Origin of the sequence: Streptomyces sp. NPDC087787, assembly GCF_044743035.1 — a bacterium.
Lineage (GTDB): Bacteria > Actinomycetota > Actinomycetes > Streptomycetales > Streptomycetaceae > Streptomyces.
Genome location: NZ_JBIUVQ010000034.1, coordinates 19552 through 31569 on the forward strand (window position 1 = coordinate 19552; position 12018 = coordinate 31569).

9 protein-coding genes and 2 pseudogenes are annotated in these 12018 nt (G+C 67.8%); 7 read left to right on the forward strand and 4 right to left on the reverse strand.

Translation table 11 applies throughout. The features are described 5' to 3' along the window. Positions 1 to 279: 279 nt before the first annotated feature. Positions 280 to 879 carry a hypothetical protein gene (locus tag ACIOWN_RS33030; protein WP_401984269.1) on the reverse strand — a complete coding sequence of 200 codons (600 nt, stop codon included), beginning with the start codon at positions 877 to 879 and terminating at the stop codon, positions 280 to 282. Between the two features lie 671 nt (positions 880 to 1550). On the opposite strand from ACIOWN_RS33030, the gene ACIOWN_RS33035 reads away from it, so the two are divergent. From ACIOWN_RS33035 to ACIOWN_RS33050, 4 genes are all read left to right on the forward strand, one after another. Next, on the forward strand, positions 1551 to 2567 hold the full coding sequence (locus ACIOWN_RS33035; RefSeq protein WP_401984276.1) for a ParA family protein: 1017 nt from the start codon (positions 1551 to 1553) through the stop codon (positions 2565 to 2567). Continuing rightward, positions 2564 to 3676 (forward strand): ParB/RepB/Spo0J family partition protein, encoded by a 1113-nt coding sequence (locus tag ACIOWN_RS33040; protein WP_401984271.1) that lies wholly within the window; start codon positions 2564 to 2566, stop codon positions 3674 to 3676. Before ACIOWN_RS33035 ends, ACIOWN_RS33040 begins: the two co-directional genes overlap by 4 nt. Before the next feature lie 225 nt (positions 3677 to 3901). Continuing rightward, positions 3902 to 4900 (forward strand): TIGR01777 family oxidoreductase, encoded by a 999-nt coding sequence (locus ACIOWN_RS33045; protein ID WP_401984278.1) that lies wholly within the window; start codon positions 3902 to 3904, stop codon positions 4898 to 4900. Positions 4901 to 5509: 609 nt separating this feature from the next. Further along, positions 5510 to 5761 (forward strand): hypothetical protein, encoded by a 252-nt coding sequence (locus tag ACIOWN_RS33050; protein ID WP_362357962.1) that lies wholly within the window; start codon positions 5510 to 5512, stop codon positions 5759 to 5761. 11 nt (positions 5762 to 5772) lie between these two features. Here ACIOWN_RS33050 and ACIOWN_RS33055 read toward each other — a convergent pair whose 3' ends face one another. Together ACIOWN_RS33055 and ACIOWN_RS33060 are read right to left on the reverse strand one after the other, a co-directional pair. Further along, positions 5773 to 6657 carry a hypothetical protein gene (locus tag ACIOWN_RS33055; protein WP_362357960.1) on the reverse strand — a complete coding sequence of 295 codons (885 nt, stop codon included), beginning with the start codon at positions 6655 to 6657 and terminating at the stop codon, positions 5773 to 5775. A 432-nt stretch (positions 6658 to 7089) separates the two neighbouring features. Then, on the reverse strand, positions 7090 to 7491 hold the full coding sequence (locus ACIOWN_RS33060) for a hypothetical protein (RefSeq protein WP_401984273.1): 402 nt from the start codon (positions 7489 to 7491) through the stop codon (positions 7090 to 7092). 193 nt (positions 7492 to 7684) lie between these two features. On the opposite strand from ACIOWN_RS33060, the pseudogene ACIOWN_RS33065 reads away from it, so the two are divergent. From ACIOWN_RS33065 to ACIOWN_RS33075, 3 genes and pseudogenes are all read left to right on the forward strand, one after another. Beyond that, positions 7685 to 8885: pseudogene (locus ACIOWN_RS33065) on the forward strand (IS3 family transposase). A gap of 526 nt (positions 8886 to 9411) precedes the next feature. After that, positions 9412 to 9864, forward strand: a complete 453-nt coding sequence (locus ACIOWN_RS33070; RefSeq protein ID WP_401984274.1) for a Mu transposase C-terminal domain-containing protein — start codon at positions 9412 to 9414, stop codon at positions 9862 to 9864. A 285-nt stretch (positions 9865 to 10149) separates the two neighbouring features. Beyond that, complete coding sequence (locus ACIOWN_RS33075) at positions 10150 to 10722, forward strand: dihydrofolate reductase family protein (RefSeq protein ID WP_385949209.1); 573 nt, start codon at positions 10150 to 10152, stop codon at positions 10720 to 10722. Between the two features lie 247 nt (positions 10723 to 10969). Here the strand turns inward: ACIOWN_RS33075 and ACIOWN_RS33080 are convergent. Continuing rightward, positions 10970 to 11730, reverse strand: a pseudogene (locus ACIOWN_RS33080) (transposase). Between the last annotated feature and the right edge of the window lie 288 nt (positions 11731 to 12018).

Genomic DNA, 12018 nt, shown 5'->3' on the forward strand with positions numbered 1-12018 from the left:
GTTGGTGGTGATTTCAAAGTCTGGGCAGGTTGAGCGCCCGGCTGTCGCGCCGCCGTTCCAGCCCCCGGGGCTCGGCAGAACACGGTGACGGCCCGCCTTGCCGGGTGAGTGGGCCGCACCTCGAGGGGTGTGCCGGTCCTGTCAGACGGTCTGCGAAGTCGTCCTCGTGCCGATCAGGCCTGTACGGTCGGTACGGCCAGCGAGCGGCGGGCGAGGCGGGTGAATGCCGACGGCCCGCCCCCGAGGCGGGGGTGGCCGTCGGCCATGGCGCAATGTGGGTCAGGTGGTTGCCGGGTCTGGGCGTTCGACGGAGTCGACGCTCAGTGCGACGGTCTTGCTGGCGGTCTCGTGGCCGTCGGTGAGGTGGCGCTCCTCGGCGTCCGGCGCGGAAGCGGCGTGCACAGTGAAGGTGATCAGCTCGGTGCGGGACACGGTGACTTCGTGGACGCCCATGGGGGCGTGGGGGTCGGTGTCGGTGGTCCCCTGGCGCAGGGCGCGCAGGCCCATGGATCGTTCGATCTCCTGGGCCTCCACGTCCACGTCCCGGGTGCATGCCTCGCACGGGTCGATTTCGGTGCACTCCGGCGAGCGGTTGCCGTTCGGGCACGTCATGCCGTCGTCCCCGACGTCGGCGGGCTCCTGCTGGTCCAGGAGGACCAGCACGTCGTAGGTGAACAGGGGCGGGCGGACGCCGTGGCTGCGGGCCAGGGTGCGCGGTTCGCCGTCGGCATGGGTCAGGAAGGCGGTGACAGTGGCGCGCAACTGCTCATGCTGGGCAGGGGTGATGGTGCCCTCGGTCAGGGCTCGAGCGTCAGCGACACCGACCACGACGGGCTTTCCCTGGCGGAAACCGATGTCGTAGGCGATCCGGTGACCCATAGCATCGACCCACGCGCGGACGCGGTGAGCGGCCGTTTCAGGGGTAGGGCGGGCCCCCGCGGTGCTCTCCGCAAGACGCGCGGCACGCCGGACGGGGTCGGTGGTCGGCTCGGTGCACGCCGCAGCGGCGGGTGCAGGATGGGGCTGGTCCATGACGGTCACTCCAGACAGCGGGAATGTGGGGCTGGAACGGCCCGCAGAAGGGTGGGAAAGACCACCGCCCTCCCCGGGCCGACACCCGCACCGTGACTGGGCACGCGGCAACGCCCGTAAGCCCGAGGCGTGTTAGCGGCACACCCGGGCAGGGCACACGGCGTACCCCCAACGCCCCTACAGGAGACGGGCACTCCGGGGCCCGAATCCTGGTAGCGAGGGCCTCTCTCAGTGTTGGCAGGGCGACGCACGCCCGCACGACCGGTGCGGCGGTGCGGCCTCGCGCCCGGCGGCGGGGTCAGCCGGAGGTGAGTGCGGTGATGTGGCGGGACGACGTCGGTGGCGTACTCGGCAAGCTGCCGGCTGTTTTTGCGGCCTACCAGGTCGAGCAGTCCGCGGATGTAGTCCCGCATCCGCCACCAGACCTCCTCGCGGTAGAAGCGGACTCTGGTCCGTAGGAGGGGTTCTTCGAGTTCGAGGTCCCAGTTCGTCGGTACATCGTGGATCACGACAACGGACTGCTCGTCGCCCTGCCATTACATGCGGCGCGGGCACCCGTTGGTGGGACGGCCGGCTACAAGACCGTCCCACGGTTGCCGAGCCCCCTATACACTCCCCACCGCCAGGCCGTGGTGCGCCAGGGCCTCGCCCAGTCGATTCGTGACTGGCTCGACGCGAATCCGTCCCCCCAGCACGGCGCCCGCGGAACCGATCCCGAACGGAAGATCGTCGGCAACCAGAAGGGCGGTGTCGGCAAGACCGCTATCTCCGCCGGCATCGGGCAGGTCTACGCCGAAGAAGGCAAGCGCGTCCTCATCGTCGACTTCGACCCTCAGGGACACCTCAGCGAACAGCTCGGCGTTCCCCAGATCGAGCCCAATCACGACAGCCTGGTCTCCCACATGTGCGGTGAATGCACGGGTGATCTGCGCGACCTGGTCGTGGTGATAGAGGATCCGCGGTTCGAGAAGCGGCTGCACGTACTGCCCGCCTGCTTCGACGGGTTCCTCCTCGACGCGAAGATCGCCGTGGTGGCGATGCAAAAGCGTGGCTTTCAGAAGGAAGCAGCCCTCGAGCTGGCACTGCGTCCCCTCGAAGCCGACTACGACGTCATCATCATCGACTGCCCGCCGAGCCTCGGTATCGCCATGGATGCCGCCCTCTACTATGGGCGCAGGCGACGCGGCGAAGCCGCCGGCGTGTCGGGCGTCGTCATTCCCGTCCTCGCCGAAGACTCATCGGCCACGGCATACGGCATGCTTGCCCAGCAGATAGAAGACCTCTGCGAAGACCTCTCCCTCGAGGTCGACTACCTGGGCCTCGTCGTGAACCTGTACGACTCCCGACGGGGCTACGTCGCCACCTCCTCCCTGGACAACTGGAAGTCGCTCGGTGACCCGAAGGTCCTTGCCGTCATCGGCGATCTGAAGGAACAGAGGGAAGCGGTCCGCAAACGGATGCCGCTGCTGTCCTACGCCCCGCACAGTGACCAAGCGGAAGCCATGCGACAGGTAGCGAAGGGAGCAACCCGTTGAGCAAGGCCGAAATGCTCGGATCGGCACCCGCGTTCGGCGCGGCCCGCGGAGCCCGGTCCTCCCGACGCAACCTCATCGACAAGACCATCGAAGGAGAGGAGTCGACCGCAGCGGCCATCACCGAGCTGCCGGTCACCCTCATCAGCGACAACCCCGACAACCCGCGCAACCACCTGCGAAATCTCGATGAGACGGTGCAGACCGTCCGCGAGGTCGGCATCATCATTCCCATCGCTGTTGCCACAGTCGAGGCCTACCTGCGCAACCGGCCAGACCGCGCCAGCGACCTCGACGACGGGGCGCAGTACATCGTCGTCGACGGCCATCGCCGCCTCGAGTCCGCTCGCCGCGTCGGAATGGCCACCATCCCGGTCCGCGTCGACAACGGTCGCGTCGCCACGGATGAAGCCCTCCTCGAGGCCGCGTTCGTCGCGAACTACCACCGCGACGACATGACCGACCTTGAAGAGGCCCACGCCCTCAAGATGCTGGTCGACCACTACGGCTCGCAGACCAAGGCCGCCAAACGGCTGGGCATTCCGCAGAACACCATCTCCAGCAAGCTGTCGTTGCTGAAGCTCACCCCCGAGCTCCAGAAGGACCTGGTGACCGGGGAACGGAAGGTGGAACACGTCCGCAACCTCGGCAAGCTGTCTCGCGAAGAGCAGAAGGCCAAGGCGGACGAACGGGCGGAAGCAGCCCGCAAGAAGGCAGAGGCCCGGCCGCAGGAGATCGTTGAGCGCTCAGCAGGCCCCGCCGAATATCACGGCGTGATAATCCCGGAGGCGCCCGTCAGTTCACCCGTTACGCCGCCCCCTCCGTCCGGGGCCGCTCCGGCAACGCCGTCCGCCGACCGCGAGCAGGCTTCCGAGTCCATCCCGGAACCGCGCACCAGCGCAAGAGAGCTCAGGGCAGCGACATCGGGAGCAGCGCAGCCCGAGCAGCCGAAGCGGCTCCCGTACGACGACGCCTCCTACTGCGTGCTCCATCTCCACCAGAAGATGGAGCCGGAGACGTTCATTCAAGGCGCCCGGGTGTGGATGAACGTCCTGCGGGACCAGTACCCGGATGAGTACAAGGCTCTGCTGGCCGAGCTGGGAGCCCAGTAGCAGAGCCATTCGTCGGCCCCGCTCCCCTTGCCTCGATGACGGCGGAGAGCGGGGCCCGGCCGGGCCTGTTCGGCGTGACCGAGCAGCATCACGGCTCTCTGTGAAGTGAACGCCAATCCGCCCGCCTGTCTCCGCGGCCTCGCCCCGACCGCCTACCGTACTCCCGTATTGAACACGTTCAAAAAGAAGGGCTACGCTGATGCCGAGCGGAGCCGAGGGGGTTCGATGAAGGTAGTGCTGCCCGGGGGAACCGGACAGGTGGGCACGATTCTCGACCGTGCGCTGACGGCGGCCGGCCACGAGGTCACGGTAGTGACCCGGCGTCCCGTGCGGGCGCACGACGTCGGATGGGACGGGGCTACGCTCGGCCGCTGGGCCGCGGCGATCGACGGCTGCGATGTCGTGATCAACCTGGCTGGGCGCAGCGTCTCCTGCCGTTACACCGCCGAGAACCTGCAAGCCATGATGGACTCCCGGGTGGATTCGGCGCGGGTGGTCGGCGAGGCGATCGCCGCCGCCTCACGGCCACCGCGTGTCTGGCTGCAGATGAGTACGGCGACGGTCTACGCCCACCGCTTCGACGCGGCACACGACGAGGCGACCGGGGTGATCGGAGGCTCGGAGGCCGGAGTGCCGGACTACTGGGCATACAGCGTCGAGATCGCGAAGAACTGGGAGCGGGCGCAGGCCGAGGCGCCGACCCCCGCGACCCGCAAGGTTGCGCTGCGCTCGGCGATGGTCATGAGCCCGGATCGGGGCGGTGTATTCGACGTACTGTCGCGGCTGACGCGACTCGGGCTGGGCGGGCCGGTGGCCGGCGGCGCGCAGTACGTCTCCTGGATTCATGACGAGGACTTCGTGCGAGCGGTGGAGTTCCTGATCTCCCGGGACGACCTCGAGGGGCCGGTGAACCTCGCCTCACCCGGTCCCCTTCCGCACCGCGACTTCATGCGGGCGCTGCGCACGGCCTGGGGCATCCCGGTGGGGCTGCCGGCGACGCGCTGGATGGCCGAGCTGGGGGCGTTCGCGCTGCGCTCGGACACGGAACTGCTGCTCAAGAGCCGTCGAGTGGTACCGGGCCGGCTGCGTGGGGCCGGGTTCGCCTTCGCGTATTCCGAGTGGGAGAGGGCCGCTGCGTCCCTCGTGCAGCGGGCCAGGCTGGTTCGTGCGGCCTCGAGTCGGACCCGTGAATCCAGCAGGGTTGGTGGCCCTGCACAGCCCTGAGCCCGCTCAGGGCCACCTAGCACGGCTCAGGTTCAGGTGAGCTGACCCCTGATTCGTGGAGGCCCGGTCTCACCGCGGCCCGCAGCGCGCGCCCCAGTCGCTGGACGCTCTCCACGGTGTCCGCACCGACCCGCAACGCGACGGACTCCGCAAGGCACAGCCGACGGGCCTTTGCGTCATCGACCCCCAGGGGTGGGCGATGAAGAGGTCCGGCACTCCGCCCCGGGCGAAGAGCTAGGCCTCGCCGACGGTGGCCACGGTCAAACCTGCCGCGCCGGTGTCGAGCTGGCGGCGTGCGATCTCCAAGCGCCGATGTCGAGGTGCTGGCAGCGGTGGTGACGGATTCCCAGGCGTCGCGGCGCCGCAGCGCGACGGCGAGCATGTCGCCGTCGATGGCCGGCGGGCCGCCGCCGTGGTTGCCGTTGGCCGCGATGCCGCGTTGGCTTCGTTCACTTCAAGCAGCAGCGTTTGTCTGCCGGTTTGGGCAGCAGTTGGTAACCTTGGGGCTCATAGATGTTCACGAGAAATGACGTCAGTGCCTCAGCTTGATGGCTGACAGGCTGCTGCTCGACCACGAGCCCTCAGCCTAGAGCCGCCGACCGGGCCACCATGCCCGTCGGCACGGTCGTACGCGTTTACCGCTCCGGGGAAGCCACCGTGGACGTGTGGTACAGCGGCCTCTTCGGGCTGACAGGCAAGGGCGTCCACCAGGAGATCCCCAACAAGACGAGCTGGTTCACCATGACCGTGACCGTGCGCTGGACCCACAACGGCTGGAAGCTGAGCGAGTTCTCGCAGAAGGACGGGCCGGAGCCCACGAACGGCGCGGCCGCCGAGTTCGGCCAAGAACCGCAGCTGTAAGAGGCCTCCCCCTACGGCCATCCCGGCACTGGCTGACCGGTGAACGCGTCCAGGAGCACACGGTCGCCGAGTGGCCGGTCCAGCTTCACCGTCACCGTCTCGCTGAGCCCCAGGTCGGCGCAGGGGCCCTCCTTCGTCCCGACGACGGACGCGGACAGCACCACGCTCCCGTCCGTCTCCAGCACAGCCACGGCAGGACCGTCGTCACAGGCCCCGTGGTCGGCGATCACCGTGACGGACCGGCCGTCCCTCGCGGTCCCGACCAGCTGCCGAAGCGGCTGCAACGCGTCGCTGGGCCCCTCCGTAATCGGCTCGACCGGCGGCGCGGGAGGCTTCAAGGGACGGACGGCGACCCGCTTGAGCGGAGTGCCGTAGCCGTCCAGGGTGAAAAGCCAGGCCGGGACGGTCGCCGGGCCGCGGCTGGTGGACAGGGTCATCTCCCCCAGCTTCGCCCCGGTCACGGTCAAATGCGGTCCGTCGTTGCCGCCGCGGGCCACTGCCTCGTACGCCTGCCGCGCCTCCAGCAGTGGCAGCGTGAGCGAGCCTCCGCTCTCCCACTTCACCCGGCCGTTCTTCCGCGGCGTGGCGGGGAGTTGGCCGCGCAGGGCGAAGTTCTGGTTCAAGTAGGCCTGCTTGTCTGCTGCGTCGTGGAAGGCATCCTCGGGTAGCTGGACCTGCTCTCCGAGAGGGTAGTAGCCCTTCCGCCAAGCTCGGGCGGCCTCGGAGCCGTCCCAGGCGTCGGCGACCTGACGAGCGCGGGCCTTGGCCACCGGGCTGTGGCCAGGGGCGCGAGACTGAGCGCCACGATCGCTGCCCTGTTCGCAGCCGGTGACGGCCCCGCCCGCTGCGGCGAACAGGGCGAGGGCAAGGAGCAGTTGGGCGATGCGTGCGGACATGGGGCCCCCTGGGTCCGACGGTGACGAGCACAGGCTTCGCGGTGTGGGCTCGCCGCTTCTATGACGCACCGGGCCCACGACACGTTGTACTTGCGCTCCAACTTCCGCAGCTTCATGCCGCCGCGATGGTCACGCCGGATCGCGGCGTACAGCTCGACCTTCGACATCTGCGGCATGACCAGGGCCTTTCACCAGGAGCATCCCGATGCTGCCCCGGCAAGTACCCCGCTGCTGTCAAAACTCGTGAACATCACCCGACCATGGATCGAGGTGCCTCCCAAACTTGGCGGCCGGCCAAGTCCAGCACCAGCAGAGCCGGCCAGCCGCCGAGCGCGGCGGCACGGCGGATCGGGTACGGCCTCGCTGCACAACCGGCGGGCTTGGTCGCGGATGAACTAACCGGCTGCTACTACTCCAGTGCGGTTTCGTGATCTAGCTATCAGGTAGGGCACGGAGTCGGCGTCGGTAGTGGCTTCGGCGGGCGGCGGCCTGGTGGTGCCTGCGCCAGGTTGACCAGTGCAGGAGCATCTTCACGGAGGTGCTCGGTGAGCTCAGCAGCGCCCCGAGAAGGTGACGGATCTCCGGGACGGTCAGGTCGACCGGGTCGGTGCTGCGGACGGGGCGGTCCGGATCGGCGGGTCTGGTCGATGTCGCGTCCGCGGCGAGAACGGTCAGGAACGCCAAGGCCAGCTTGGCCAGGGTGATGTGCCGGTGCCAGGCGGTCCAGCGGCGGACCTGGTAGTGGTCCAGGCCGACCTGGCCCTTCGCGGCCTGGAAGCACTCCTCAATGCACCACCTGGTGCCGGCCACCCGCACCAGTTCGGAGAGGGGCACCTTGTTCGGGGACCAGCACAGGTAGTAGGCGAGTTCACCGCTGTCGGGGTTGCGGCGGATCAGCAGGTACCGATCACCGCCGGTGCCGGTCTCGAGCCAGGCCCAGTCGTAGTGGCGGGGTTGAGCTGACCCCGATTTCGTGGAGTCCCTGAAGCCAGGCTTATGATCCTGGCTCGAAGGAGAACCACGAGCAGTGCCAGCACCACGTAAATACCCGGACGAGCTCCGCGAGCGGGCCGTCCGCGAAGTCCGCACCACCGGCCGCCCGGTCGCGCATGTCGCCCGGGACCTCGGCATCCACAAAGAAGCCCTGCGGGGATGGGTCCGCCAGGCCGAAGCCGACGCCGGTGACCGGGACGACCGGCTCACCACCGCCGAACGCGAGGAGCTGAAGCAACTCCGCAAAGAAGTCGCGGAGTTGAAGCGGGCGAACGAGATCCTGAAAGCCGACAGCGTGTTTTTTGCCCAGGAGATCGACCGTCCCCGGACGAGGCCGAGCAAGTGATCGACCACCTGCGCCAGAAGGGCCTCGGGGTCGATCCCGTCTGCCGGATACCTGAGCTGACGCCGTCGACGTTCTTCGCCCGCAAGAAGCGACCGAAGTCGGCCCGCCGGCTCCGCGACGAGCAGCTCATGCCGCTGATCGAACGGGTCCACGCCGAATCCGGCGGCACCTATGGCGCCCGCCGGATCACCCGCGCGCTGCGGCGCAAGGGCGTCCAGGTGGCCCGCTGCACCGTCGAGCGGCTGATGGCCGAGCTGGGCCTGGAGGGCGTCATCCGCGGGCAGCGGCGTCGGACGACCGTCCCCGAACCGTCGGCGCCCCGCCCGCCGGACCTGGTCGACCGGGACTTCACCGCGAGTCGGCCCGACCAGCTCTGGGTGGCGGACATGACGTATGTCCGGACCTGGTCGGGCTGGGTGTATGTGGCGTTCGTCCTGGACGTGTTCTCCCGGACGATCGTCGGCTGGCAGGTCGCGAACCACATGCGCACCGAACTCCCGTTGGATGCCCTGGAGATGGCGCTGTGGAGACGGAGGATCAATAAGGACTCCGGTCTCATTCACCACAGCGACCGCGGGTCGCCGGGCAATACGTATCAATTCGGTACACCGAGAGGCTGTCCGACATCGGGCTTCGGCCTCGGTCGGCTCCGTCGCGGACAGCTATGACTGTCAACGCGATGGCCGAAGCCCTGAACGGCACCTTCAAGGCCGAGCTGATCGAGATGCAGGGCCCCTGGAAGGACTTCGACCAGGTCGAACGGGCACTCTTCCAGTGGATCACCTGGTACAACGAAGAGCGTCTGCACTCCGCGCTCGGCTACGTACCGCCAGCCGAGTACGAGGAAGCCTTCTGGCGGAGCCAGGAGCAAACCCCGCGGTCCGCCTGAAACAAGATCACCGGACTCTACGAAACTCGGGGCAGCTCAGTGGGACGTCCGGGTGAGCGGACAGTTGATCTCCTTGTATGCGGACAGCTCATCTCCTTGTCCGGTATGACTTTTCATCCCTCGGACGACGGTCAGTTGGACGGGGTGAGAGGCTGGACGCCCCGACTGCGGCCACCACAGACATCAACAGCCTCACCACCCGACGCCACCGCACCCGCCGCTCCCCCGCACGTACCCACACATGACCACGTGCCCATAGACGTGCCTGCACCCGGCCGAACCGTCCGAGCAGCACGCCCCGTACCAGGGTCAGTGACACCGGATACGCACCCCGGCCACAAGACGCGGGCGTCGGCGCCCGTGCAGAGCACCAGATCAACCATGCTGAGCGCCAGGGTGGAGGCACATCTGTACCGGATGACCATGGCTGCTGTCAGTCTTATGCCGATTCACGTCAGTAGGGTGCCGAAGGGCTGCGATACCTGGGACCTGGAGGGCAGTTCATGCCGTCCGGTTCTCGTGGGAAGTGTCCGTCGGGCAGCTGGCGACTTTCGCCCTGGAGGACGACGGCCGCACGTACACGATCAGCACGAGCGGGGTACGGTGGCGCCGCCGGGACTACCTCGCCCCGTGGATGAACGGCCGTACCGGCACCAAAGTCTCGGTACGGCACCTGCCCCACCACGACGACACCATCGAGGTCTTCGACGCCGCCACCGGCCACCACCTCGGATCAGCGTTCCTGGCCGCCGCCGCGAGCCAGGAACAGATCCGCTCCGTCCAGGCCGCACGGACCGCGGCCGCCCGGCGACTCAAGGCCGATCTGAAAGCCGCGGAGAAGCTACGCCGCCGGCGCTTCGAAGCCTCCACCACCGCAGCCCCGCCCCGGCCACTCATCTCCCCGACCTCAGCGCAGGCTGAAGAGGAACTGGGCGCGGTGGCGCAGACGGACCGCCGCGCGTTAGGCCGTTTCGTTTAGATCACTGAGCCCGGCTGCATCAAGATCCGGCATCACCGGTTGGGGCGGGTCATTCACCGCAAGTCGCTGTTGCGGTGCTGGTAGGTGCCGCAGCCAGGGGCGCGTAGGGCCCTCCAAGCCAATTCGGTCGGCGAGACCGTCAGAAAAAGACGGGCGCGGACCGATGAGTTCCTTCGTGATCAACAGTCATAGATCATGGTTGATGCGCCGCAGCCGCAAGTGTCGTCGAAGCATGCACCGATCTGACCTGCTGAGAACCAGATACGAGACACCGAGGAACCTTAGATGCGTACCCTGATCAGCACTGCCTTCATCTCGCTCGACGGCGTCGTGGAGGCCCCGGGCGGCGAGCCCGGCTACCGGAACTCCGGCTGGACCTTCAAGGACATCGAGTTCCTCCCCGAGGCGTTCGACATCAAGGGCCGCGAGCAGAAGGAAGCCACGGCGATGCTGATGGGCCGGACCAGCTACGAGGCATTCAGCCCGGTGTGGCCGGACATGGCGGACTTCGCCGACTACAAGGTGATGCCGAAGTACGTCGTCTCCACCACCCTCACCGAGGACGAACTGGTGACAGGCTGGGGCGAGACCACCATCCTGCGCTCGCTCGACGAGGTCGCCGCCCTGAAGGAGACCGAGGGTGGCCCGATCATCGTCCACGGCAGCGCCGCCCTGAACCAGAGCCTCTCGGACGCCGGCCTGATCGACCGCTACCACCTGCTCGTCTTCCCGCTCCTGCTCGGCGCGGGCAAGCGCCTGTTCAGCGCCACGGATAAGGACACCCAGAAGCTGAAGCTGGTTGAGCACGAGGCATACGCCAACGGCCTGCAGAAGAACGTGTTCGACGTCGTCCGCTGACATGGCTCCCGCATACGTCCGGCCGTCGCGTCATCGGACACGGCACCGGCCGGAAGATCTGCTCAGTGGACATCGGGTCACCGTGCGGACCAGAGGAAGATGCCCGCGACGTGAAGCCCGGCCATATAGATGGTCGCGGTCTTTTCGTAGCGGGTGGCGATACCGCGCCACTGTTCAGGCGGTTGGTTGAGTAAGCGCTGTCCCGTAAATGATCTGTGGCGTGCTCGTTGGCCTGCTTGTTTCTTCGTCACCCGGCGAGGGTGAGGTTGTGGAGGCGGGCGATGCCGAGCATGGCGTGGTGGACGCCGTCGCCCTTGAGGCGGCAGTCGCGGAGGATCTTCCAGGTCTTCATGCGGGCGAAGGTGTGCTCGACGCGGGCGCGGACTTTGCGGTGGGAGGCGTTGTGGTCCTCTTTCCAGTCCGGGAGTTCGGCCTGCCCCTTCTCGCGTCGGTGCGGGATGACCAGGCCGGTGCCGTGGTAGCCGCCGTCCGCGATGACCGTGGTGCGGCCGACGGCGTCCTTCGCGCCGGACAGCTCCCATGCCTTGCAGTCGTTGCGATTGCCCGCGACCGGCCGGCCGACGGCGACGACGAGCCGGGTGTCGGCGTCGATGACGACCTGGTGGTTGGTGGAGTACCGGTAGTTCTTCGACTGCTCGGCGATGGTGTGGTGGCGGGTGGGGACCAGGGTGCCGTCCACGATCAGCACGGTGTCCTTGCGGAACCGCTTGCGCTGCTGGAGCGCGAGTGACGGTGCAAGGTGGTTGATGATGCGGTCGGCCGCGGACTTCGACACCCCGAACAGCGGCGCCAGTTGGCGCAGGGTGAGGTTGGTCCGCCAGTACGCGGCGACCAGCAAAACCCGGTCCTCCAGCGGCAGGCTCCAGGGGCGGCCCTTGCGGACCGGGTCGGCACCCTCACGCCGCAGCGCGGTGATCAGCTTGCCGAACTGACGTGGGTTCAGTCCGGTGAACGGGGCTATCCAGACGGCTCCGACGCCGTGATCACACCGCCACAGCAAGATGATCACATGGGTGCCTGCGAGGTGCCGCGCAGCAGCAGTCGGCCGTAAGGTCGCTCCGAATCCAGCCACACCGATGGGATACACATGCTGCAGCGAGCGGAAGCTCTGCGCCTCGCGGTTTCGTTCCTGGAACGCAGCCAACGCGATGACGAACCACTCCTTGCCGTCGATACAGAGTGAAGCTTCCCCTTGATGTTGGACACCTGGAGACTGGGACGTGAGGTTCCAGAGGAAGTAGTGCCAGGTGGGAAGCAAGAGCAACCGCAGCAGGC